The organism is Gallibacterium salpingitidis (genome assembly GCF_030517105.1).
Lineage (GTDB): Bacteria > Pseudomonadota > Gammaproteobacteria > Enterobacterales > Pasteurellaceae > Gallibacterium > Gallibacterium salpingitidis.
This window is the reverse complement of sequence record NZ_CP103875.1, coordinates 917100-940370: the sequence shown is the minus strand read 5'-3', so window position 1 is coordinate 940370 and position 23271 is coordinate 917100. Positions and strand designations below refer to the sequence as shown.

At 36.3% G+C, this 23271-nt stretch carries 23 protein-coding genes and 1 pseudogene; 5 read left to right on the top strand and 19 right to left on the bottom strand.

Annotation, left to right across the window (positions count from 1 at the left end; all coding sequences use genetic code 11):
• Positions 1-355: 355 nt before the first annotated feature.
• The 3 genes from NYR30_RS04530 to NYR30_RS04520 all read right to left on the bottom strand — a co-directional run bounded on the left by NYR30_RS04530 (position 356) and on the right by NYR30_RS04520 (position 5780).
• Positions 356-1801: a surface lipoprotein assembly modifier gene (locus NYR30_RS04530; RefSeq protein WP_302502099.1), complete on the bottom strand. Its 1446-nt coding sequence runs from the start codon at positions 1799-1801 to the stop codon at positions 356-358.
• 59 nt (positions 1802-1860) lie between these two features.
• A complete protein-coding gene (locus NYR30_RS04525) occupies positions 1861-2658 on the bottom strand; it encodes a Slam-dependent surface lipoprotein (RefSeq protein WP_302502097.1) in 798 nt (265 codons plus the stop codon).
• A 149-nt stretch (positions 2659-2807) separates the two neighbouring features.
• Positions 2808-5780: a TonB-dependent receptor domain-containing protein gene (locus NYR30_RS04520; RefSeq protein ID WP_302502095.1), complete on the bottom strand. Its 2973-nt coding sequence runs from the start codon at positions 5778-5780 to the stop codon at positions 2808-2810.
• A gap of 532 nt (positions 5781-6312) precedes the next feature.
• Between NYR30_RS04520 and NYR30_RS04515 the strand changes: the two are divergent.
• The 3 genes and pseudogenes from NYR30_RS04515 (at position 6313) to NYR30_RS04505 (ending at position 9533) form a co-directional block, all read left to right on the top strand.
• Positions 6313-7282: pseudogene (locus tag NYR30_RS04515) on the top strand (IS30 family transposase).
• The gene (locus NYR30_RS04510; protein WP_302502093.1) at positions 7279-8637 is read left to right on the top strand and encodes a TonB-dependent receptor domain-containing protein; all 1359 of its coding nucleotides are present in this window, start codon (positions 7279-7281) and stop codon (positions 8635-8637) included. The pseudogene NYR30_RS04515 and the gene NYR30_RS04510 overlap by 4 nt, the downstream one beginning before the upstream one ends.
• Positions 8637-9533 carry an alpha/beta hydrolase gene (locus NYR30_RS04505; RefSeq protein WP_302502092.1) on the top strand — a complete coding sequence of 299 codons (897 nt, stop codon included), beginning with the start codon at positions 8637-8639 and terminating at the stop codon, positions 9531-9533. The genes NYR30_RS04510 and NYR30_RS04505 overlap by 1 nt, the downstream gene beginning before the upstream one ends.
• Positions 9534-10546: 1013 nt before the next feature.
• On the opposite strand, the gene NYR30_RS04500 is transcribed toward NYR30_RS04505, so the two are convergent.
• From NYR30_RS04500 to NYR30_RS04470, 7 genes are all read right to left on the bottom strand, one after another.
• Positions 10547-10666 carry a Com family DNA-binding transcriptional regulator gene (locus NYR30_RS04500; RefSeq protein WP_302502445.1) on the bottom strand — a complete coding sequence of 40 codons (120 nt, stop codon included), beginning with the start codon at positions 10664-10666 and terminating at the stop codon, positions 10547-10549.
• 168 nt (positions 10667-10834) lie between these two features.
• Positions 10835-11326 carry an enoyl-CoA hydratase gene (locus tag NYR30_RS04495; protein WP_302502091.1) on the bottom strand — a complete coding sequence of 164 codons (492 nt, stop codon included), beginning with the start codon at positions 11324-11326 and terminating at the stop codon, positions 10835-10837.
• The gene (locus NYR30_RS04490) at positions 11326-11937 is read right to left on the bottom strand and encodes a hypothetical protein (protein WP_302500415.1); all 612 of its coding nucleotides are present in this window, start codon (positions 11935-11937) and stop codon (positions 11326-11328) included. The genes NYR30_RS04495 and NYR30_RS04490 overlap by 1 nt, the downstream gene beginning before the upstream one ends.
• Positions 11938-11949: 12 nt before the next feature.
• Positions 11950-13089 (bottom strand): BspA family leucine-rich repeat surface protein, encoded by a 1140-nt coding sequence (locus NYR30_RS04485; protein WP_302502089.1) that lies wholly within the window; start codon positions 13087-13089, stop codon positions 11950-11952.
• Positions 13079-13357, bottom strand: coding sequence for a hypothetical protein (locus NYR30_RS04480; protein WP_302502088.1), 279 nt, complete (start codon positions 13355-13357; stop codon positions 13079-13081). Before NYR30_RS04480 ends, NYR30_RS04485 begins: the two co-directional genes overlap by 11 nt.
• A gap of 5 nt (positions 13358-13362) precedes the next feature.
• Entirely contained in the window at positions 13363-13695 is a 333-nt protein-coding gene (locus NYR30_RS04475) for a hypothetical protein (protein ID WP_302502087.1), read from the bottom strand.
• Entirely contained in the window at positions 13692-14360 is a 669-nt protein-coding gene (locus NYR30_RS04470) for a hypothetical protein (RefSeq protein WP_302502086.1), read from the bottom strand. The genes NYR30_RS04475 and NYR30_RS04470 overlap by 4 nt, the downstream gene beginning before the upstream one ends.
• 47 nt (positions 14361-14407) lie before the next feature.
• On the opposite strand from NYR30_RS04470, the gene NYR30_RS04465 reads away from it, so the two are divergent.
• On the top strand, positions 14408-15439 hold the full coding sequence (locus NYR30_RS04465) for a tyrosine-type recombinase/integrase (protein ID WP_302502085.1): 1032 nt from the start codon (positions 14408-14410) through the stop codon (positions 15437-15439).
• 633 nt (positions 15440-16072) lie between these two features.
• Here the strand turns inward: NYR30_RS04465 and NYR30_RS04460 are convergent.
• From NYR30_RS04460 to NYR30_RS04425, 8 genes are all read right to left on the bottom strand, one after another.
• Entirely contained in the window at positions 16073-17197 is a 1125-nt protein-coding gene (locus tag NYR30_RS04460) for a tail fiber protein (RefSeq protein ID WP_302502083.1), read from the bottom strand.
• A gap of 81 nt (positions 17198-17278) precedes the next feature.
• Complete coding sequence (locus NYR30_RS04455; protein ID WP_066421761.1) at positions 17279-17896, bottom strand: baseplate wedge 1 family protein; 618 nt, start codon at positions 17894-17896, stop codon at positions 17279-17281.
• The gene (locus NYR30_RS04450) at positions 17893-19077 is read right to left on the bottom strand and encodes a baseplate J/gp47 family protein (RefSeq protein WP_066421759.1); all 1185 of its coding nucleotides are present in this window, start codon (positions 19075-19077) and stop codon (positions 17893-17895) included. Before NYR30_RS04450 ends, NYR30_RS04455 begins: the two co-directional genes overlap by 4 nt.
• Positions 19074-19424: a contractile injection system sheath initiator gene (locus tag NYR30_RS04445; RefSeq protein WP_066421757.1), complete on the bottom strand. Its 351-nt coding sequence runs from the start codon at positions 19422-19424 to the stop codon at positions 19074-19076. The genes NYR30_RS04450 and NYR30_RS04445 overlap by 4 nt, the downstream gene beginning before the upstream one ends.
• Positions 19425-19431: 7 nt before the next feature.
• On the bottom strand, positions 19432-20070 hold the full coding sequence (locus NYR30_RS04440; protein WP_231923836.1) for a Gp138 family membrane-puncturing spike protein: 639 nt from the start codon (positions 20068-20070) through the stop codon (positions 19432-19434).
• Positions 20051-20938, bottom strand: a complete 888-nt coding sequence (locus NYR30_RS04435; RefSeq protein WP_302502082.1) for a baseplate hub protein — start codon at positions 20936-20938, stop codon at positions 20051-20053. The genes NYR30_RS04440 and NYR30_RS04435 overlap by 20 nt, the downstream gene beginning before the upstream one ends.
• Positions 20928-21236 (bottom strand): phage baseplate plug family protein, encoded by a 309-nt coding sequence (locus NYR30_RS04430; protein WP_066421751.1) that lies wholly within the window; start codon positions 21234-21236, stop codon positions 20928-20930. The genes NYR30_RS04435 and NYR30_RS04430 overlap by 11 nt, the downstream gene beginning before the upstream one ends.
• On the bottom strand, positions 21233-21856 hold the full coding sequence (locus NYR30_RS04425; protein WP_066421748.1) for a phage baseplate protein: 624 nt from the start codon (positions 21854-21856) through the stop codon (positions 21233-21235). The genes NYR30_RS04430 and NYR30_RS04425 overlap by 4 nt, the downstream gene beginning before the upstream one ends.
• A 357-nt stretch (positions 21857-22213) precedes the next feature.
• On the opposite strand from NYR30_RS04425, the gene NYR30_RS04420 reads away from it, so the two are divergent.
• Positions 22214-22393 (top strand): ribbon-helix-helix protein, CopG family, encoded by a 180-nt coding sequence (locus tag NYR30_RS04420; protein ID WP_066421746.1) that lies wholly within the window; start codon positions 22214-22216, stop codon positions 22391-22393.
• A gap of 32 nt (positions 22394-22425) precedes the next feature.
• Here NYR30_RS04420 and NYR30_RS04415 read toward each other — a convergent pair whose 3' ends face one another.
• On the bottom strand, positions 22426-23271 hold the full coding sequence (locus tag NYR30_RS04415; RefSeq protein WP_302502080.1) for a DUF4236 domain-containing protein: 846 nt from the start codon (positions 23269-23271) through the stop codon (positions 22426-22428).

Below are 23271 nucleotides of genomic sequence, written 5' to 3'. Positions count from 1 at the left end.
TATTGATCACTTAATCAACATCAATGATCCTACGCAGCTTTTTTATGTTTGTAAAGCCTGAATGTAGGTGTTCTATAGTGATATTAAGGAAAGACTTGACATTATGCCGTAATATTTCCAATATATCATCAAATGTAATAGGTCCTTAACATGCAATGTAAGTCAGCACATATATAAGAACTAACATTCAATTCCTTGAGCCACAGAATTTTGTGGATTTAGCCTGTTAAAGCAAATACTTTGAATATGAAGTTTATTATTGATAAAAAAATTTTTTAGACGTAAAGTACATAACTCATAATTACAAGTTGATGAAATATTGTTAGTAATTTACTCACACTTGAATCTCTATATCCTAGAACTGTAATTCAAAATTCAGTTGTACCTCACTTTGTTTGTAAGAATATATATAATCGGCATTGCTATGATTACGTGTATGTTTAAATAACAAATTAGGCGTGATACCTTTGAAGTTCCATTGGGGCATTTTTAAAATTAACAGATAAATCTGTTGCCGATCCTTACGGGTAACTTCTAATGCGGCATGATAGCTTTGATAGTTATAACGGCGTAACAATGCTATTGCAGTCGCATTTAATCCAAAGTCAAATTGATGATTAAAACCTAAACGTGCACCGAGTAAATGATAGGCTTGGGCATGATCAGGTGTAGAACGGTATTGCCAATCCACTCCACCGAACAACGTAGTTTTTGGCGAATACAAATAATACCAAGTACCGAATAACGTACTTAAATTTGCTTTAGTGAAGCTGCTATAATGATCACTATAGTGCAATCTTTTCTGCTCAAATTGCATATTCCATAAATGACGAGATGAAATATTTTGCGTCCATTCAAAATGTCCTCCCCAACCGTGATAATTACGATGATTACCGAAGACATTATGTTCCAGTAACGGTGCAACGGAAATCTCTGTATTAGCATTACTAAAACTGTATCCTACATAAGTTTTTAACGTATTTTCATTGTATTCATGTTCATGTGGATAAAATTGCCCATAGCTATTGAGGTAAAATGCCAAACCATGATGGCTATGCAACGAAATACGGCGTTGTGCAGTAAAATCGTAACGCCAACCATGGGTATTAATCGCATCGGGCGAACGCCTATTTATCAGACATTGACCGTTACTTTCCAATAAACATTTTTCTTGCTGTGGTGACTGATTCAAATTTTTATTATATAGATAACCGAATGTAAACGAGTTATACCAACGTTCTCGTTGTTCCAATGCTTGTTGATAATCTCGTACAGTATCAAGTACGCTCTCAGGTAACGGTTGTTGCGCTATCTTACGGAAAAGTGCGGCCGATTCCATATTTTTTTTATCTTTAAACAAAATTCTAGCTAAATCTAACTGCCCTCGCAGAAAATCAGGTTGAGCTTGTAACAACTGATGATAACGTTGTTCCGCTAAAGAAAAATCTCCGCGTTCATGAGCTAACGCACCTTCGGCAAACCAAACGAGTTCAGTTTTATGATCCGCAAATGTTTTATATTGGGCTAAAAATTTCTCAGCGTATTGCCATAGTTGTTGGTTCAATGCAATATACAGCGCCTGCCCTACTGCTTGGACATTTTGCTCTACTTCAAAGGATTGCCCATCAATAGTAATTTCGTTCAAAGGCTGTGAGTCATTTATAGTATGTTTTTCATGCTGTTGCTGTGTTGATTGCCGTGTGTGTTGTCGCCATAAACGCAATGCATCCTGTTCCTGTATATCTGCAAATGCTGTTGCACAAAAACAGAATAATAAATAAATTAAACAATGCTTTTTCATAAGAAATCCGTATAACAATAAGAAAAAAGGGGATATTTTCCCCTTTCATAATAAAACAATTATTTCTTCGTACCTCCAAATGCAGTATCGTATTGGTTATTACCATTAAATTTAGCATAACCAGCCAAAGCTGCGGCATCCTTACCAAAGAAATGGCCGTTAGTCATCCCTTTAATATTACCATTTGCAACGGCATTACCTGTGAAACTGGCGTCAAAGTTAATTTTGGCATCTTCCACTTTTACTGTTAATCCTGATTTACTGATAGAACCGTTAAGTTTCCCTTTGTTGAAATCGGCCGTCATTTGACCTTTTAATACTACATTGTCTAACTCTGAGTTATTATTGATACCCACAACGTCATACACTGCTGTTCCACCTGTCGGCATAACCTCCGTTTTGTTATTGCCGGCATAGTAAACAACACGATCTTTATTAATATCGCCTCCTTTGGCTAACCATTCACCGAAGTAAAGTTCTTCCGCACCTACTTTTTTAAAGGCAAAATTGCCTAATTTGTCATGGAAGCCAGGTACCCAACTCGGTAAGTTCCCCATTTTCAATACCACAACACCATTTTTATCTACTCCGCCAAATACTTTTAACCACTGAGTATTTTTTGTGATGTTAGTTAATGATTGGAAACTGGTGACTTTCTTAGTTACACCTTCAACTTTTACACCAGGCAAGCCCCCCTTATCTTGATGGAACCAACCATTATGTTTAGTTGAGCCTTTTGCAGGAAGTTGCAAGGCTACTCTGTCATTAGAAATGCCTGAAGTAACAACCGCAGCTTGTGCGGTTGCAGCTACTGAAAATGCAGCTAAAATTACGGTAGCTAAAATCGATTTTTTCATGATAAAATCTCCACGTTTATTGTGGGAATTATTTCCCGGATAAATATCCATACATTTTCTGATTGAAATTGTATGTTTTCATAAGGCAGTAAAGCGGCGTTTGGTCACAAAGTTTTGCTGCCTCCTTTTAGAAGGACGTAAATGTTCTACTAAAATCTTGCTGTAACCTCAAGTTTCACCGTTCTACCTGGTGCAGGAATCATTGAACGTGTCATTGGGTCAAGATAATAACGGTCAGTTAAATTGGTACCGATTAATTCCATAGTTAAATTTGGTGAGAATTGATACTTAATATACGCATCCAGTGTTAATACCGGTTGCCAAGACATTGGTCGATTCCAAACCCCGTCATCTAAAACTTTTAGTTTCCATAGTCTGTCTTCATCTTTATTTTTTGCTTTACTGTGATAAAGCCAGCGCGTACCGATTTCTAACTTACGCGCAAAGAAACGTGCACCTAAATTAGCACTGATCGAATATTTGGGTTGCAATTGCGTACGCAGATATCCCCATGCAAAACCGCCAGTGATACAACTTGGGACGCGCATTTGGATAGGATCTAATTCTACTGCGGTATCAGCATCACACACCTTATTTTTTAGATGATATTCAACTCCTAAATCACCAAAGAAATCTCCGTTATCATAACGAGCTTGTAATTCAATCCCTTCTAATTTACGTTTAGCTAATTGCACAAAACGAAATTCGGTATCACGGTCTATCACATTTCGGGTTTCATTATGGTAGTAGCTTAACTTAATATCTGCTTTAGTGGGTGAACTAAAATAATGCCCTAGATCATGTACATAACCAATCTCAATATTACGGGCTTTTTCTGGTTTCAATTTGGCATTTTTAAAACGTGCCGAAGTATCCGCGCTGGCAGAAAACCCGACTGTCGTTTCAAAAATACTCGGCATACGGGCGTATTGGGTATAACGTAAATACATACGAGAATGATCAGTCAAAAATGCCGTAATAGAAAATGCAGGAGAAAAGGCATGTCCACGTTTTTTCTCCACTTTGGTTAATTTATCGATTTCTTTCATTTCTTCACTAAATGAGAGCATACTGCCATGCATTTCATATTTACTAACAAGTTCTCCTGTTATCGGATCCTTTATTTTTTCATTTTTTAATTTACCATTATAAAAAGGATTATCTTCTCGATGTAACCGCCCATCATCACGATAACGCCAATCTATTGAACCAACTCGATAACGTCTGCCTTCTTCAACTGAACTTGCTTTTTTTTTCAATTTTTCTAACTTTGAATATATCTCATTCTCACTAGGGCAGCTATTACATTCTTGCCATTGTTTTTCTAGTGCCTGATATTGTTCCCATTCATCTTTATTCATCACTTCATTATATTCAAAAGACTGTCCCACATTAATTTCATCATCATAAAGTTTATCTAATTCCCCTGATTTCACCAAATAGTCTAAATAATCATCAAACGACCAATATTCGTTATAACGAGCACCTGCAGTAAGCATTAACCAATCTGTAGGACGATAGTTAAAATTAAAGGTAATATCCCATTCTTTGCGTCGCCCCGCGCGTGGCGGGCTCTCATAAGTACTACTTGGGTTTGGTTTGGCATTAAAATGGCTACTGGTTAATAATTCTTTTTGTAATGCGCCTGAAATCGTTAAATCTAGTTTATCGGTTAGATTCATGGTATTACTTAAGTGAATACCTCGTCGAGTATTATAGGCATTGACCTGAGCTGCATTAACATAGCTGTATTTACCGTTAGTATTCGGATTTTTTTTAATTAACTGTTCACCTTTTTCAGTTAAACAAGCGTGGTCAATAATAAGGTAATCATGTGGCGTTGTTGGAAAAGGATTAACAGAAACACATGAACTGGTTGCTAAGGTCCAATTTACATCCATTGAGTTGGCTTCACGCGGATTTCCGCCTGAAGTATTGGTATCGCTCTTAGTGCGGGTGTACCACGCGCCTGCTTTAAAATTGATCCATGGATTATCCGGGTTATATTCATAATCTAAATTAAAGGCATTTTGCTTAACAGTTGCAAGCGGCCATTGCGGAACAAATCCGTGAAATGCCTTAAAATCAAGACGAGACGGCATTATTTCGCCATAAGTAATCTTTGTATTACGATATCCCATCTTCAATGTTTGTTTATCTGTTAAACGAACAGTATTTTTTAGTAAATAGGATTCCATAGTACTAGACGTATTTGGAATTTCGGTATGCGGGCGATAAATTGATGCGGCAAAGGGTAAATTCGGTTCAATCTGCTTAATATCCCGTCCTGAATCTTGATCGACAATACCTTCATATTTATGAGCGCCACCTTTTCCCGCTAGATAATTTCCTTTACTACGATAACTATATGCGGCAAGAACATCGAATTTATCTTCTTTTACACCAATAGCTAAACGCATAGCATTGTCTTTAAAATATTTTCCTTTGGTTTGTGGTTTTACCAATGTAATGGGAGAGAAATCACCTGGTGTGCCATCACCGACTACGCGATAATCCTGCCCCCATTTAAAATCAGGAATGCGTTCTTTTACGGAATTATTACTGGTTTCTAACTTCAGTTCCACACCTATTTTTTGTCCGGGCTTGACAATATCATCGGCATCAATCGTACGCATTTTTACCGCACCGCCAATACCAGATTGATGACCTGAAGCTAAATCAGGCCCCTTTTCTACGGTAATACCGCCGATTAGATTTGGGTCAAGATAATTACGGTTATTGGCTCCGTTATAACCACGCCAAGTAGTAAGTGCCTGTTCTGTGCCATCTATAGTAACGGGAATACGACCTTGCCCTTGTATACCTCGGATATTTGGATCTACTGCACCGCTATTACGAGCATCTCCGCTGTAAACACCGTTAAAGCCTTGGAACAAATCTGCCGGTGCAGCACCTTTGTAGCGTTCCACGGTGTCTTTGCCCATGTATATATTGGTGATATTACGTTGATACTCATCGTCTTTACCCTGCTCGTCTTTTTTTTCAGAAGTAGCATGGACAACAATAGTACCAAGTTGTTCAGTTGCCTCGGCATAAATTGGAATGGCATAAACAAAGCTGGCTCCCCAAGCATAAAGAGATATGATAGCTTTACTTTTCATATTTTAATCCCCTACCCATTAACAACAAATATAAATAAGAATTGTTCTCATTTATAATGATAAACACAATAGTAAGAAATGCTCAAAATATATTCAATAAATATTTAAAGAAAAAGTTAAATATGTGATCTTTATCACATTTATGAAAATTCTATTTCATTTACTTAATGACATAAATATTTATTAAAGAACCTATACTAGGAAGTAGTGAAGATATTTAAGTAAACTAATGTATAGAGCAACAAGTAGAATAGTTACGTTTGAATCTTCCAAATCACTGGTAAAGTGCATGCTGTTGGTATACGAGGCTTAGCTACACGTCTTCCAAGCTTAAAGAACTAAGTGAAGTATGATAGTACAGGTTCTCTGAAGCAGTGTTATTTTGAAAGTAATTGGATATGGAAGTATCCACTAGAAGAGCTTAATTAATATTTGAGTCTTGAATTTACAATCTAAGTGCAACAAATAAAAAAAGTGTTCATAAGGAAATCCGCTATAATTTATTTTTCGAAAAAATTAAGGACAAAAACTTATGAACACTTATCGCCATCTTACAATAGATGAGCGTGAAAAGATAATGATTTTTCACGCATTGGGACACACGATTGGCGCTATTGCCGTTGCACTCAAACGACATAAATCCACGATTTCAAGAGAGTTAAAACGCTGCTCAAGGTGCTGCTATACTGCCCAGTTGGCTCAACAAGGTTATCAGCAGAAACGAGCTAAATGTAAACCAAACAAGAAGCTAAAAAACGCCGCCCTCTTTGAGTTGGTAAAGCAGAAGTTCATCGTGGATAACTGGTCGCCCGAGCAGATTTCGCAACGGTTAAAGCACGAGAACAGCCCATATCAAATTAGTTTTACGACAATCTATCGGGCGATGAATGACTGCCTGTTTGATAACGCGCGTAAAACCGCGAAACGCTATCTGCGTCATAAAGGCAAGCGGCGCCATCGTGTGAACAGTGTAGAAAAACGAGGCAAAATTATTATTAGCCACGAGTTAAACCAACGCCCACAGGAAGCCAATGAGCGAAGTCGCTTGGGGGGATTGGGAAGCGGATACGGTATCAGGGCAGTTTGGCAAAGCCTGCTTGCTGACGTTGAATGATAGACGCAGTCGCTTTCTAATTGCGACGAAGTTATCTTCAAAAAAATCGGAAGACGTGGTTAAGGCGATGGAAACAGTATTGAGAAATCAACCCCTCAAGAGCATTACGCCCGATAGAGGAAAAGAATTTGCCAAACATCAGCAGGTGACATCAGCGCTTGAAGTTGAATTTTATTTTCCTCCGCCACATCAGCCTTGGCAGCGGGGAACGGATGAAAACGCTAATGGGTTATTGCGACAGTATTTTCCGAAAGGTATGGATATGACACCCGTTTCAGAAGTGAAGATACAGGCGGCGGTCGATAAACTTAATCACCGACCACGTAAATGTTTAAATTGGAAGACACCTTATGAGGTCTATTTTGATAAAGTGTTGCACTTGGTTTGACAATTCAAGCCCCAAATGAAAAGCATAAATTTGAATTTGAAGCTGGTCGTAACCGTCAAGAAAAAACCGCAACTCCTGGAGAATCTCTTGCTGCCACAACCAACCGAGGCGGTTCAATTACTAAAAATGTACAATCCACCACTAAATTCTCTCGCAATCATTGGGCAATAAGTCATTATGGTGATTGGGGAAAATTTAATTCAGAAATTAGCTTATACCAAGAAACTGCAAAACGTGAGGTTTGGTCTGAAAAATTAAAAGGTTATGACCCACGCAGCCCTGAAATTACTAATACTGTATTTGACGCAAAATTTATGTTACCGCTGGGTTCACACTTCTTTGTCTTTGGTGGACAATATCAACATGCAAAATTAGAAGATGACTCTGTAACTAAAGTCGTCAATAAAAAAGCAAAAACTCAGCAACTTGAAGAAAGTATGTCGCAAAAGGCACTCTTTTTAGAAGATGAAATCAGCCTAACCAAAGATTTATTACTAACATTAGGGGCTCGTATGGATCACCATGAGAAATATGGTACTCACTGGAATCCTCGTGCTTACTTAGTCTATCACTTAAATAATGAATGGACTGTAAAAGGTGGCGTTGCTAAAGCATTTAAAGCTCCGAGCATTCGTGAAATTAGCCCGAACTATATTACCTCAACCCAAAGTGGCGCTGGCGTTATTTATGGGAACGCTGATCTAAAACCAGAAACAAGTGTCAACCAAGAAATTGGTGTTGAGTATAATGGTGTAAATGGTCTTAGAGCCTCAATGACACTATTTAATACTGATTTTAAAAATAAACTGATCAGCTATCAGTTAGCTGGAAAAACCGATCCAGTTACTGGAGGAAATCTATTTACCTATGATAATGTTGGTAAAGCTAATATCAAAGGAGTTGAACTTGCAGCCTTTATTCCTCTTCATAAAGCTTGGAATTTAGAACTGAATTACACTTACCAAAATTCAAAACGTAAAGAAGACAAACTACCTGATGCAAAATTCTCTTATGATGGTTATCCGCTAGCAAATACACCAAAACATAGTGCCAATGCAAAATTAAATTGGCAAATGAACGAGCAATGGGATTCTTATCTTCGTTATAACTATGTTGGTAAACGTATTTGGGCAGACCAACGTACTGGATATAGTAAAGGACCAGCTCGCTATGCTGATGCTTATAGTACCGTTGACTTCGGCTTAAATTACCAATTTAGTAAAGACGTATTATTTAGCTTTGCCGTATTAAATATTGGCAATACTCGTGGTGAAACTATTGATGCAGATAATGGCGGTAACTGGTCTGTTGTTGATGGACGTCGTTATTGGGCAAATATGACGGTTTCATTCTAATGAGCAAATTCCTATCTATATTGCTTTGCTGCCGCAGTGCAGTAAAGCAATTTTTCCATAACAAATGCCAATTATTTATGATTGGCATTTCATTTCTGATTGTAACTAACGTGACCGCACAAAAATCGACACTACCAATGGAAAAACTAAACCAATATTTTGATCTTTCACAACAAGATATTACTTATCACCAACAACAATATCGACTCTTTATTGCTGCGCCAAAAATTCAACACAGCCATAAATTGTTTTTTCTACTAGACGCTAATGCACAATTTCCAATTGCTTTATCAAAAATCGATGTCACAAAGCCTCTGCCACTTATTGTTGGTATTGGTTACATCACTGATAAAGATTATGCAGTACCAGAACGAACTCGTGATTATACTTTTCCTGCCGTAGGAGAAGAATTTGCAAAAGGCGGCAAAGCAGAAGATTTTCTCAATTTTATTGTTACGCAAGTTTTACCTACTATTCATCAACAATATCAAATCAAGAAAAGTTTATTTTTTGGACACTCTTTCGGTGGGTTATTCGGTTTATATACTTTATTTACTCGTACTCATACCTTTGATGATTATGTCTTAGCTAGTCCGTCATTATGGTGGGGAAACGGTAGCATTATGCAATATTGGACAAATAAAGACCAACAACCTCATTCTGTTACTTTGACGATTGGAGAATATGAACAAAATCCTAGCGCTGATCCTAATATTGATTCGGAAAGATTAGCTCGGATCAAACAACGCCGCCAGCAATTAAGAGTAGAAAATGTAAACCAACAATTTTTAACACAGAAATGGAATAGCAAACTTATCAGTATTCCCAAAACTAATCATGGCAGCTCAATTCCTTTTGCAATAGAAATTGCGATTAGAAAAATACAGAGTAATTAAAAGAGAACAACAAGGTTGTGTGTAAAATCACCAACCTTGTTACTAAGGCTGTTACTAAAATTCAAGACTTAAAACGAATTAATGTGAACCATTACGGAAAGTGAAAAAGCTGAAAAACCTTATCAGAACTGGTTTTATCAAGGATTTTTTGGAAAGTTATGAGAGGTTACGGAAAGAGTAATGGTGCCTAGGGTCGGACTCGAACCGACACGCTTTTAAGGGCGGCGGATTTTGAATCCGCAAACGTATAAATATTAATAAACAAAAAACTTTTTTAAAATCAAAGACCTAACTTTTAGCCAATCATATAATACAACTCATTATTTATCAAATAATACCCTCTTTTCTTAACTTTTACGTCAAATTCTCGTCAAACATCTCGCTACTCACTACTCTTTTTTTAACTGAAAAACGCATAAAATTTCATACGCTGTACAAAAAAATTTTTATAAAAATCTTGCTTACTACAAACAATAGTAGTATTGTTTTTAACATCATTTTTAATGATTATAACCAAAGCTATCGTATAGACAGTTTAGGGAATAGTTAATATTGAATAAAATTTTCTGTCGAACAGATAGCTTATAAAATAGTCAATTCTATTAAGTCTTTACTGCTGAATAAGCAGCTTTGAAAATGCTAAATTTCTTTTAAGAAATACTTTTACTGCCGAATAGGCAGCTTTGAAAATAGTTAGTCTATTTTTCTTCCTTACTGCCGTATAGGCAGTTCAACATTTCTTTGCCAAACAGGCAACTTATGTAAGACGGCGCTGTTTTTTGCATAAAAGAGCATTATATTTTGCATAAAGAAATCTATAAGATTTATGCAAAATATACAGAAGTCACAAAAAAACACTGTACATATTGACAGTATAAAAAACCTCTATAAAATTACTGTATATTTATACAGTACAAGAGGTTAAACAATGAAAAAACTTATCTTAAAATTTGCCAAACAATATGATGAGGAAAAAGAGCTGCAACAGCAAACTATCATCAATTCTAACTGAATTAGTTATTGCACTTAAATGTATTTAATGTTTTACAACGAACACATTTAATTTCTAATTGTTGTGCATTTATTGCTCTAGCTAGTAGCTTTTTGCAGCAAACACACCTCAAATCTTTCATTTTATTTTGCATAACACGATCCCTAGACAGATTTTTGCTATAATCCGCCTGCCTGGCTAGGTAGACGGCACCGGTTATGCAGGCTCTCTCTGCGTTAATCGGGGACAGATTTAGTGCTGATAAATCTGTCCTGCCGTTTTTAATAACATGTTTTTTACCCCCCCCCCTTTATACATTTAAAAACCTCCTTGCTATAACTGCCAAGTCATTCGGGCTAAATCGCCAACCATCTGTTTTGAGAGTGATTGCATTAGCACACCACTCTGAGCAAAAGAATTTATCTCGTCTATCTTTAATGCCTAAGATGATGCCAATAGCGCCCAACCAGTCATATTTTCGTCCTTTAGTTAAGCGGTAATAATATTCAATTTGTGCTGCTGTGATATTATCTAGCTTAATTAAATCCCATTTACCGTTGGTAACATCAATAATCTTGCAGCGTACACCACCATCTCTAACAGATGATGAATAACACTCATAGTAAGTGTCACAATCATATCTATCAGTAAAATTAGTCTCTTTTTTAACTGCTAACTCACAATGAGAATAAATACCACGAGTGAATTTACGAATTAACCAATCGCCGAGTCTGCACCAATAGCTATACAAACTATGCCCATCACGTTTGCCTTTGTAGAGCGCTAAATACACTTCCGACATTACAGCACCTCACCAACTTTTCTGATTTCAAGCACGATTTGCGCTGCACGCTCATTAACATCAAATTCTGTTGTAAGCGACTGTAGTTCGTATGCGCGCATTCTCAATTCACCAATTCTGTTGACCGCTTCTCGCATTGCACTAGCTTGTTTAATAATCAAATCTGTTGCTGTTTTTGCGTCAATGCCTGCCGGTGTAGCAAATGCAGCCACTTGACGAGGGACGTCGCCCGTGTAACCAGCTTCTTTGTATGCGATAGCCTCCGCTTCTCGTAACAAATACTCTTGCGCAAATCTATCTTTTGATTGATAGACTTTTGCTGCCTCATCATTGATAAGCGATACTGCTTTTGCTCGACACGCTGCAAGTGTCAACTCTTTTGCTTCTTCGCTCATCACCCAGCCTTTATTCTTATCAAAAATAAAGCCCTCTTTCGGACGATTCACCAATTTAAATTCACCATCTTTTAACTCAACCAACGTTTTGCCATCAAGCTCGGCAATATCGTTAATAGCGAATGTGATGTAATCTGTCATATCAGAGGGACGCTCAGCTAGATAGACGAGCGGTGTAGATTGAGCAATTGATTGTTTTAATGCGTAAATATACATTGTACTCTCCATTTAATTAATAATACGCCAACCTTTGTTAATTGCGATTGATTTATCGCACGCTTCGGCACCGGGTGTGTTTGTAATCGTGATGGTCGGATAATCTGTAACGGTGGCTAATGTGCTAAACATCTTGTTTAAATCGTCACTACTCATGCTTGTGTTAGCTACGCTAAACGATACCCTTGCACCTTTAAGTTCAACTACTTCAAGTTTGCTGCATCCATTAAACATATTGTCAAAGCTAGTTGCAGATGATGCATCAACCCTGACTCTTATGAGAGATGTACAACAATCAAACGTATGCGAAAAGTTCTTACACTGAGACCCAAAATTTATATTACTATCAAGACTTATATCTTTTAGTGATGTACATCCCGCAAACATATAACTTGCGTTATTTACATCACTAATTCTACAGTTAGAAAAATAGTCTAATGCTTTGCAATTAAAGAACATTTTTGTTGCATCGAAATCTTGCGTGAATTCGAAGTAGACATTTTTGATTGCTCTTGCGTTAGTATTTTCAAATGCGGATACAGCTGAAGACGTGAATGCCAAAAGTACGTCAATATAGCAGCCCCACCCTTCAAATGTCTTAATGCTAGTATTTTTTAATATTGCATCGCAGTTTGTATCGTAACCAGATAGTGAAATGGTTAACTTATCGCAAACACAGCCATTTAAAAGACCTTTTATTCCACCGTTAACCGTTGATGTAAAAATCACATTCGACGGTCGCAATGGACGCTGAGCATCAAAAGTTACATCTAATGAATTAGATTGAAAACTAACCTCATCACTATCTGCAACAAAGTTAATCACTACTTTCTTTTTAGATTGTGGTAAAACAACATCAAAAACTGACGATACAGTTTCAGGTTTTGTTGGCACGAGTCGCACTACGAACGTTTTGGTGTTAACAGGTAGTTTTTCATACTCCGCATTCAGCGCTAACATTTGTTCGTTGATTGGGATATCGGAATCCGGGTCTATGATGACGTTAGTGATATTGCTTGTGTTGAGCGCTTGTATCTTATTCGGGTACTGCTCAAAAGTGACGCCGGTCATATCAATATTTTTTGATATTAATGCTTGACGTAACTCATCTTTTGTTAACTTAATTCTTTCAAGATTTTGTTTAAGACTCATTCAAAATTCCTTCAGCTATCGCGCTTGCACCCTTCACTTCTTGCTCAAGCGCTGTGATACGTTTGTTAATTTCGTTTAGCGTCTCTACCGGTATTTCGCCTGTATCACCCTTCTCACCAGGGTCGCCTTTCTCGCCACGTTCGCCTTGTGGCCCTTGTGCACCGGTGTCGCCTTTCTCACCCTTCTCGCCGGTATCGCCTTTCTCGCCTTTAAAAACCTCACCGGGCAAAATAGTTACTTTAATCTCTTTTTGTGTCACTAAATCCATTCTCACTACTCCGTTACATCTGGCTCTATGATGACTTTCCCTCGCACCAATGTTCGCACGATATCATTTTTCGTCATTTGTAAGTCATAGTGCCATGTCGTTGATTTGACATTTTTAGTTAATTGATGACTGAAAATTAACTGCAATACGTTATCGCTCAACACATTAATGCTATTATCTGTTGTTGATAACGTGATTTGCTCAATATTGAGCGTGCTTTTTAGCGTCATTTTTAGCTCTGCATCACGCAAGCTAAAATCAGGCAACGCATCAATAAGCACTGTGAAGACAGTGTCATCACCTCGATAGATAGTTAAGTCTTTTGTATCAACTTTCATTTTTGCGTCTCCGCAAGCGCCTGCATTTTTGAGACAACGTCATCGTGTATTGCTTGCATTTGCTCAAGCGTGAGATTGTCTTGTTTAAGCTCATACTTACGCATACGCAGTGCTGACATTTTCGCTAATGTATCTATTAATTGCGTTGCTTGTTGCAAAATAAGTAATGCTGCCGACTTATTATCAATATTTGCTGCATCAGCAAAACTTGTTATATAAATACTTGCGTCACCTTGATAATCTCTCGATTGATAATCTAATGCAGCTTTTTCACGTTCTTTATATTCAGACTCGAATCTCGTCCACTTAGTAATTAACGATGATGCTGTGTTGTCAATATTATCAATAAACTGTTGTCGCCTTGCATTAGCCAATTCCGCTTGACGTTCCTCATTTAATACCCATTTTACACCGTCCCAATCATATAATGATGATGGTCTAGTTTCGACTTTACCATTAAACCAATATGTATCTTGATTAGTTAATTTAGCTTGAATTTTTCCATCATCATCTTCTAAATATAAATATTTGTTTTCATCAGGATAAAGTTCCTTAGCTTGTTGATAGAGTTTATTCATTGATGATACTGGCGGAGCTAAAGGTAATGATGTTTCTCTTTTACCTGTAAGTTTGTTAATAATAATTAAATATTTAATTGCGCTCATTTATTTATCTCCTATGATAAATTTATTTAACTAAAAAAGGATAAGATATGAGATTACCGAATGGATATGATTGTGTTTTTAAATTATACGGAAACCGAAGAAGACCGTATTGTGCAAGAAAAACAATAAGTAATGTTAATGGTAAGCAAAAATATTATACAGTTGGGTATTATGAAACGAGGGCAGAAGCATTAGAAGCGCTAGCTAAATTTAATGAACAACAAGATACACCGACCCCAACAATTACACTCGCCAAAGTCTATCAACAGTGGTATCCAATTCACTCAAGGCAGGTGTCAAAATCGACATCTGAAAGTTATAAAAACAGCTTCAATCATCTCAAAGAAATAGCTAGTAAACCCCTAGATAAGATTAAGTTTCGTCACTTACAAGATGTTATTGATAATATGATTGATAAAAAGAGTGGAAAACCACTAAGTTATGCAAGCAAGAAGAAAGTACGCTCGTTAATAAATCAACTTTACGCTTATGCCATTATCAATGAATATATTGATAAATCTTACGGACAATATCTTGAACTCGGTAAGAATATTCCTCGAAACCCTCATAAACCATTTACTCAAAATCAGATTAACAAAGTATGGAACTGTGGCTTATCTGAACAAGTGCTAGTGCTAATTTTACTGTACACAGGAATGCGAATCGGTGAGTTGTTACAAATGAAAAAAACAGAAGTTAAATTGAGAAGTAAGTATTTTGATATCACAACAAGTAAAACCAGAGCTGGTATTCGTATTGTGCCAATTCACGATCGTATTTTTCCACTCGTACAAGAACAGATGAAACTCCCTGGAAGGTATTTATTTAGTGATAAACATGGCAATATGCTTACTTACGCCAAAGCAGCGACTATGTTTGACAAAGTGATGAAAAAAATAAATGCAAAACATAACCCTCACGATTGTAGGCACACAGTGGCGACATTGCTTGATAATGCTGGTGCGAACAAAGTTGCTAGAGACAGAATCTTAGGACATTCCTCAAATAATGTTGGAGATTTGGTTTATACTCATAAGTCATTGAAACAATTAAAGAAAACTATAAATTTATTAAAATAGTATATTGAAAGCACACTTTTCAAAAATTAAAAACACGTTTAAATGCAGTTGCAGCAAGCTTTTAGCGTGTCTATTGTTTGATTATTAAATTGTGGTTTGTGAACGATATTTCTGTATTTTTATAGTTTAAATTTCACTAATTTTTTTATGCCCAAGGGGGACTTATTAATGTTACGGGAACTGTGCGTTGGTATAATTACCCTATTGCTATGTCAAAAAGATTGTGCGTAATAATCGGCGCTGCTACGTCGCAAGAATGGGGTGTTGTTGATAGCGTACTTAGCGATACATCAAAATTTCAAGCGAGAAAAACGAATGATAGCGCAGGAACAAATTATTGGTACGCCATAATTGGAGCCTAACCAAGGGGGAGAGTGCTATTACTATGCGGATGATGGCATACTTTACTTTGATAATCCGATTAGCTTTAAATTAAGGCTGTTACATGGAATTGCATTTGAATCAGTGCCAGAGGGTTGGCGAAAATATCAATTTGCAACGGTGAAAGCAGTAAATCCGCAAAACTCATCACTTTCGAAAACGGTTGTGTATGCAAAAAGCATCAGGAATAGCTCTACAACAGTTGTATATGATAATTCATCTTCGACCGCGGTTATATTATTCGGCATCTAATTAGATGCCGAAAATTATTGCGTATGTCGCCGAATTGCCAATATATACAGATGTCGAATTTATTGACATAGCAAGCACGTTTGTTTTTGTTAATGTGCTATTAAATTTATTTACTGATTTAACTGTCACAAAGTTATTGTTATGCCATCCCGACGGATTATCTTCAAACGCAACTCCGTGTAACAATTTTGTCGTAAATCTAATTGGATTGTATAAATAGTAAACACCGGTATTACCAGATTCACTACACGTTCCCCCTTGGATAATTAGATTTCCATAGAGTGGGCCAAACTTAATCCACCATGCATTAGGATTTGTAAAATCGTATGAAACACCGAGTGGCGTAATACCTGAAACACCCCACGAATTAACAATACTCTGAAATCCTGATCTATCGCCATTGAATAATGCAACAACAGCAGAATAAATTTGATTAACTGCATAGCTAGTAGCAACATTGTCAGCGCTTGGTGATGTTAAAGAGTTAGATTTTTTGCTGTTAAGAATGTAGTTTTGTTGATTAGATGCGAGTGCATCTATAAAGGCTTTTAGTGTATTTATAGCTTTTGGTGTTGCAGCTAAATCCTCTCTAGCTAAATCATAGCCTGAATATAGACTTGTAATACCTTTGGCGAATAATGTCGCAATCGGTAATTTGTGAGAGTGACCTGCTTTATCTGTTATACTTTCGCTTGTTTCATCTAGATCTTTCGGTGCGACACCAGTTGTGGCAATAACAGACCAATATCTAGAATAATCTTCGGCTGTGTTAAAATTTAATGTATTGTTATCAACTAAGCTTACAAATACTGTTGTGTAATCATCACTGATTAATATAGATCCTCTTTCATACCCACCAATTTCATTAGCAAAATCTTGATTGAATTGATACGTTCCACCTTTATTTTGGAAAACGATATGAGCTGTAATTTCATGCAAAATACCGTTCATATCTTTACCTGATGGCGCTTTACCACCCTGCGCAATAGGTGTCATTGTGATAGATGGAAATCCTTCTTCATAAGTCGCCCTTTCATCAGAAAATCCGACTTCTCTATCGTTAGGAATGCTATTTTTTAAGCCGTTTTCAGCCCACGTCTTTGAAATGAGTTTTGGTGTATTCATGACATTTCCCTGTTTTCAGAAAACAAAAAACCCACAACATTGCTGCTGTGGGTTATGTGTAAAATTGAATTGATTTAGTAATTAGGCGTCGCCGATATAGAAAGCACCCTCTCCGAATGGCGCTAATCCTGCTTCTATGAAACCGAACGTTTTTGTGATGTCTGGTTCGTAATAATCTATGAGGACGCCAGTTGGCCGCGGCAATAGATCAGTACTGATTAATACTGCCTTTTCAACTGGTAAGAGATTAAATTCAAAAACGTATCTCGCTTTCATTGTTCCATTTTTTACAAAGTAAGCTCGTCCACGTTTTTTGAATAAGTTTGAGAGTAATTGATTAATATGATGTGCAGTACAGTAGATGATATTGCTGTACGCTTTCATGAAAATCATGCTTCTAAACATTTCATCATTCATTCGATAATTAGTGTTTAGCTTAAAATCTTCTAAATCTTTATCTGACAAAGATGAGCCTAGAAACTGATTTTTTTCATTAATTAAAATGTAGCGGTTTATTCCTACGATATTCCCCCAAATATCTAGTCCAATTCCTTTTGCTGTGTTTAGATTCCAGATCAAATTGTAAAAATCATCAATATTCTTACTTGGATCGATACAAGTATTAAGGCTTTCAATGAAATTGCAGATAATTGGGCTATTGGCGTATTGGCTGATTATTGTTTTATCGACATCAATCATACTAATATCACCTCAATGCTATCTGATGACACAATAGGATATTGATCTATTCCTAACTCAACATAATCAGCATAATTATCTCTTGATAAAGACACATCAATATCAAGTAGCTTACTTCCTGATAGTGCAGTGATGATGTCACTTGCATAAGTCATTGCATACAACTGACTACCTATTTTATTGAGTGTTTCTCTACTAAATGCATTAATAATCGCTTCTTTTACCGCACTTTCATAATTTAATTGCGCACCTTGTCTTACTTTGACTCTAAAATAGATTGGTGTTGGATTTGGGCGCATAAACTTAACTTCATATGTCGGTTTTGGTGTTTGGTAGTTATCATCTGTAACATTGACTGTTGTATTACCGTTATAATCGCAACCATTCCCTGTGTAGATCCAAATATTTTTTGCGATCTCTGCTTCATCACCACCAACAACAGCAACATAAACACTATGCGGTGTAAGCGTGTAATTTGTTACGCCAACAGTAATCGGTGTATCTTTGACATTATCAACAACGTAACAATCTAAAACGCCTGTTAAATCAGATACGTTAGAATAAATAGAACCCAACATACCCTGCGAGTTTTTCGCCACACTATTTTTGATTCTAGTGCCGAAATCAGCTCGATTTTCTTTTTCAATACCGATAATAGCCGCTTCTTGATTAGTTACTCTATCTAAGCCAACAATAGCACTCTTAATTGTAGTAATCGTGTTTTTTTCTGCACTATATACACCAGCTGCCGTCAGTTCTCCTGTCACTGTGCCGCTAGATAATATAGATATTTCTTTATTCAAAAACCAAGAATTTCCATTGTTATCAACAAGCTCAAAGCCTTTCGGTATTACTGTTCCAGCCATACCAGTAAACTCACAAACTACAGTTGAATTTATTTGTCCTTTGCGTGATAAAAAATAAATATTACCAATTGCATCTTGCATTCGACCGTCACTAAATGTCGGATCGAGATTATTAGCTAGCCAGGCAATTTGATTATTTTTATCAGCAATGATTGCGGTAAGTGATGTGATAAGTTGGCCTTGTGGTGTTTCTAAGTTTCTGTTTAACTTGCTACTAAACGCAGTATCAAAAATATCAAACAATCCGTTTAAAATATCTTCTTCTGTTGGCAAAATGACGCCTTCTGGCGTAAATTGAATATCTGGTAAACTCATAGCTGTACACTCAACTCCTTACCTTTTTCATCAGTAAAAAACACTTGTCCGCTTAATACGCGTCCAGCTTTCCCTGTAATATTTGCTCTTGCACTAACGACATCAGGAACTGTTAAAGCTGCCTTTTCTAAGCGATATTTATACAACGCATAAGATTGTTTCTGACCTAGCGTTTCTTCAAAGTACGGTATTCCTTTTTTCGTGTTGTAGTACAACTCACCTTTAAATAGCTTTATCGCACTAGCAACATCTTGAGCTTTTGAGTATGGATCTTTAGCTAAAGCAATATTTCCACCATCATCTAACGCCAAATCCCATGTATTTGGATGTAAAAATAACGTTTCCATTAGCCACCTACTGAGGTTTTCCTGTTGTTCCACCACTATCACCTGGATGTATGTGGTTTTGTACTGATATGCTGCCAGCAGTCATATCACCATCAGAATCAATAGTAGATGTTGTTTTAACAGGCGCATCTAACGTGATTTTAGAAGCCTTAATTTTCACTTCGCCTGGAGAAATAACATCAATTCCGCTTTCTTTGAAAAAGATATACTGACTTGGCGTACCATTTAAAAACCCACCAAAAAATAAGCCGTCAGCATAATCAAACTTCCGACGGCTTTGAGGTGAACTTGGTTTTTTCGTATTTTTAATTGAAGATATATCCCTGCTACAAAAACCGCACATTCCAATATCGCCAACTTTAGGATCGATAATAACGGCGTTAGAACCACCCTGTAACCTAAAGTAAGGAATATTAAAAATAATTCCATGCGGATGTATACCACCTTGCCCATCAAGCTGCGCTACCATTGGTTGCACATCAACTGTACCAACAGGATTAACTCCTGTTACATTAACGGCTTTAACTTGAACTAATGTGACGGTTTGAATGCGGTTTATTAGGCTGGATATGATGAAGTTGTAATCTTTATTGAATAGTTGCTCTATATTCATAAGAGCGAAATTATTATTTTGCAATTCTCGCACCTCCTGTCGGACTAGCGGCTTGTATTTCCATTTCCCACCGTCCACTTGGTAATTCACTTTCTAAATAATAAGTAATACCAAACACTCTCCACTGCCCATTGGCCATTTCAATTTGACTATCCTTAATTTCTATTAAACCACCAAAGATAACACTTTGATCGTATAGCGCTTTTAATGTTATGCCCTGTAGATTAGGCACTGGATAACCGATAAGCCCTGTATTTGGTGATAAAACGGCAATTTTAGTCTTGCGTGGTTGATCTTTAAGTGCAATAGCAATGGTATCTTTATCAAGATACATACTGATGTTAGCACTTTCGCAAATTTGTCTTACTTTCTCTAATGCGGTTTGTGGTAGATAAGGATTTGATAGCTTAATATTTACACCATTGTTCTCAAATTTCATTCCCATACTGTCACATAGCGTTTTAATCATATCCGCAACATCAGCAGAACCGTTATGACTTGTTGGTTGAGTAGGCAAAACTTGATGATTTAAGGCTGTAACGGAATCAATAGTTAAGATGTGTTCAGGAGCAGATCCAAAGTTGGGATAAGCAAAAGAAATCGTTCCTTGATACACTACATGATAAACACCATCACCATTATCCGCTTCTAATTTAATGCTGTTAAGCTGTGATTGTTCTGTGTTCCAGTGTATTTTTGTGACTTGATTAATGATGTTTTTACCCAACCCCCATATCATTATTTTAGCGGTTGGAGAAGCACCAGAACCGTTGCCACTTTGCACCATTGCAGAAACACGAAAATTCTCTAAAACAACTGTATTTTTACCGTTGTCATCAAATGATTTTCCTTTTTCACCAAGATAGAGAGTGACTTTTAAACGCTTTTTATTAAAACTCATCTTTATCAACCCAATATAATAAATAGCGAGAATTTAATTCTTTCCAATTTGGATCTGAATTACCTTGCGAGTCTAAAAAGACTAATTCTCCGTTAATGTCTTGATATTCCGCATTAATTAGCTTTGTTTTGTTGCGACAAATACGATTATTAATAATTTGCTTATCATCAGCTGTAACTGAGATGTAAAGCTCGTTATTCAAGCGTGTATTTAGTGTAATGCCGATATTCTGCCCACCAACATTAACTGTAAGTTCTTGATTAGGTGTGCTGGCTAATGGAATCTGATAAATACTCATGGTTTCTTACCAAAAAATTCGGATAATTCTTTCAAAACAGATTTGTTGCTAGAAGAGCCACCTTGCTCTATCGGTGACACTTTACCTTGCTTTTGTGTAGCGCTAGAGGTATCAGATTTAGTTTCCGTATATTCGGCTTGTACTTCTCTAATCTCTTTTAAATGGATATTTACTTTCAATAATCTAGCACCATCGTTATGTTCTCGCGCGTAGTCATAGCCAATAATATTACAATTTGGATAAATAGATTCTGGCGTAATCACCATAAACAGATCGGTACTATTAGCAAATACATCTAACAAAGCTAAAAATGCACTTCTCTCAACTACTCCACCACTGCCTTTTGTCATCATCACATCAACAGTAAACGGATCGTTAACTTTGTTGTAATTAGTGAATGACCCCATTTCTAAAGGTGCTTCAGCTACTTTTGAGGAGTTTTTAAACCTTACGGATTTGACATTATCAGCCAATAACAGCGGAATGCCATTTTGATCGAAAATGCCCCAATAATTATCAAATAGCGCATTAATTAATAATGCTCCACCAAATTTAATTGCGGCATCACCAATATTTTTTGGCAATCCTGGCACGCTAGGAATACCGATTGAGTTCCACATTTTTGCTCCAAAGAAATTAAATTGTGAATATAAATAGAGTGTTGAGATAAAGGATAGCAGTCTAGAATTGAATTAATGAGGTATTACTACTAGATAAAAATAAAGCCTGTTAAAAAAACAGGCTTTATCAAAAAAATCACTTGATTTGTATGTAAACATACAATATAATAATCTCACTTTCAAGGGACAGCTTGAAAGTGAGTGTAAGGCTTAATCCTTACGGTTGAAGAGGATAAGAAAATGTTTAAGCTAATTATCCTTATCGCCTTGTTGTTAGTAAGTCTACCAGCTTACTAGGTGATAATCTGGGGAGTTGCAGCTCCCCAGTTCTTCAAAACGTACTATAAGGTAAATTATATGGCATTGTCAAGAACAGAGATTAACGCTCGTAGCGAAGCTAAACGAGGTATAGTGACAAAATCCTTTAAGATTCCTAAATCTGTTTCAGATGACATTGATCAACTTTCTGAAATACTAGGTATTTCTAAAGGTAAAGTATTAGAACAAGCGATTGAGCTATTGAAAAATGCTCAATAAGTATAAAGCCTGTTTTTTAACAGGCTTTTTAACTACTTAACTTTCTCAACTTTATTATCGCCAAACATCTGTCTCAAATAAGACTTATTATGTTCGGAATTAGACTGTACAGATACAAAAGCAATTACGAATAACAATACTAACAAAACTATTTTAAGGATAGTTGATATAAATCCACCATTGTATCTATATTTACTGCCATTTCTTACTAATAAATCATAAAAAGATGAATTTCTGTCTATATAATCAATATCAACACCTAAATTCAGTAACAAATTCCTATTATATTTTAGTAAAAACCTTTCATCAGACATAAATCCCAATATAAATATATCAATCAACCATAGAAAAAAGCTTAATCCAGTAAAGAATAGAATTAAATAAATTATACCTTGCCACGTTCTACCTAAATAGAACTTATGTAAACCTAAAAATCCAAAAAAGAAAGCAATAAATGAAGCTTTTGTTCTTTTCTTGCTCATTTTAATATAAGAGCTTAAAATTTGTTCTTCATTTATTGTTTTTTCTTGTTCGTAATTAAGAACTTTATTTTTTTCTCGTTGAAATTCATCTTCGGTAATCACTCCATTATCTCTTAATGAAGCTAATCTTTGGATTTCAAGAGCTACAGATCTATTCGACATTCTATTTTCTTTAGTGTTATTTTTATATTTAATATCATCATCTGATTTATTAGGCGCCAGTTTTTCCCTGTTATAAATTCCTGTCCCAGGAATCCCTGTATTTAAGTAAGCTCCTTTTTTACCTAAATTAACAGATAGACCTTTTGTGCCAACTGTTGTGCTTATACCACTCTTACTTAAATTTATAGTAAGACCTGGCATTACTTTTATTCTTTTTCTAAATTTAAACCCCAT

Excerpts from the sequence above, each read along its gene's own strand:
- NYR30_RS04530 (WP_302502099.1), bottom strand. The coding sequence starts at position 1,801 with ATGAAAAAGCATTGTTTAATTTATTTATTATTCTGTTTTTGTGCAACA.
- NYR30_RS04525 (WP_302502097.1), bottom strand. The coding sequence starts at position 2,658 with ATGAAAAAATCGATTTTAGCTACCGTAATTTTAGCTGCATTTTCAGTA.
- NYR30_RS04520 (WP_302502095.1), bottom strand. The coding sequence starts at position 5,780 with ATGAAAAGTAAAGCTATCATATCTCTTTATGCTTGGGGAGCCAGCTTT.
- NYR30_RS04505 (WP_302502092.1), top strand. The coding sequence starts at position 8,637 with ATGAGCAAATTCCTATCTATATTGCTTTGCTGCCGCAGTGCAGTAAAG.
- NYR30_RS04500 (WP_302502445.1), bottom strand. The coding sequence starts at position 10,666 with ATGAAAGATTTGAGGTGTGTTTGCTGCAAAAAGCTACTAGCTAGAGCA.
- NYR30_RS04495 (WP_302502091.1), bottom strand. The coding sequence starts at position 11,326 with ATGTCGGAAGTGTATTTAGCGCTCTACAAAGGCAAACGTGATGGGCAT.
- NYR30_RS04490 (WP_302500415.1), bottom strand. The coding sequence starts at position 11,937 with ATGTATATTTACGCATTAAAACAATCAATTGCTCAATCTACACCGCTC.
- NYR30_RS04485 (WP_302502089.1), bottom strand. The coding sequence starts at position 13,089 with ATGAGTCTTAAACAAAATCTTGAAAGAATTAAGTTAACAAAAGATGAG.
- NYR30_RS04480 (WP_302502088.1), bottom strand. The coding sequence starts at position 13,357 with ATGGATTTAGTGACACAAAAAGAGATTAAAGTAACTATTTTGCCCGGT.
- NYR30_RS04475 (WP_302502087.1), bottom strand. The coding sequence starts at position 13,695 with ATGAAAGTTGATACAAAAGACTTAACTATCTATCGAGGTGATGACACT.
- NYR30_RS04470 (WP_302502086.1), bottom strand. The coding sequence starts at position 14,360 with ATGAGCGCAATTAAATATTTAATTATTATTAACAAACTTACAGGTAAA.
- NYR30_RS04465 (WP_302502085.1), top strand. The coding sequence starts at position 14,408 with ATGAGATTACCGAATGGATATGATTGTGTTTTTAAATTATACGGAAAC.
- NYR30_RS04460 (WP_302502083.1), bottom strand. The coding sequence starts at position 17,197 with ATGAATACACCAAAACTCATTTCAAAGACGTGGGCTGAAAACGGCTTA.
- NYR30_RS04455 (WP_066421761.1), bottom strand. The coding sequence starts at position 17,896 with ATGATTGATGTCGATAAAACAATAATCAGCCAATACGCCAATAGCCCA.
- NYR30_RS04450 (WP_066421759.1), bottom strand. The coding sequence starts at position 19,077 with ATGAGTTTACCAGATATTCAATTTACGCCAGAAGGCGTCATTTTGCCA.
- NYR30_RS04445 (WP_066421757.1), bottom strand. The coding sequence starts at position 19,424 with ATGGAAACGTTATTTTTACATCCAAATACATGGGATTTGGCGTTAGAT.
- NYR30_RS04435 (WP_302502082.1), bottom strand. The coding sequence starts at position 20,938 with ATGAGTTTTAATAAAAAGCGTTTAAAAGTCACTCTCTATCTTGGTGAA.
- NYR30_RS04430 (WP_066421751.1), bottom strand. The coding sequence starts at position 21,236 with ATGAGTATTTATCAGATTCCATTAGCCAGCACACCTAATCAAGAACTT.
- NYR30_RS04425 (WP_066421748.1), bottom strand. The coding sequence starts at position 21,856 with ATGTGGAACTCAATCGGTATTCCTAGCGTGCCAGGATTGCCAAAAAAT.
- NYR30_RS04420 (WP_066421746.1), top strand. The coding sequence starts at position 22,214 with ATGGCATTGTCAAGAACAGAGATTAACGCTCGTAGCGAAGCTAAACGA.
- NYR30_RS04415 (WP_302502080.1), bottom strand. The coding sequence starts at position 23,271 with ATGGGGTTTAAATTTAGAAAAAGAATAAAAGTAATGCCAGGTCTTACT.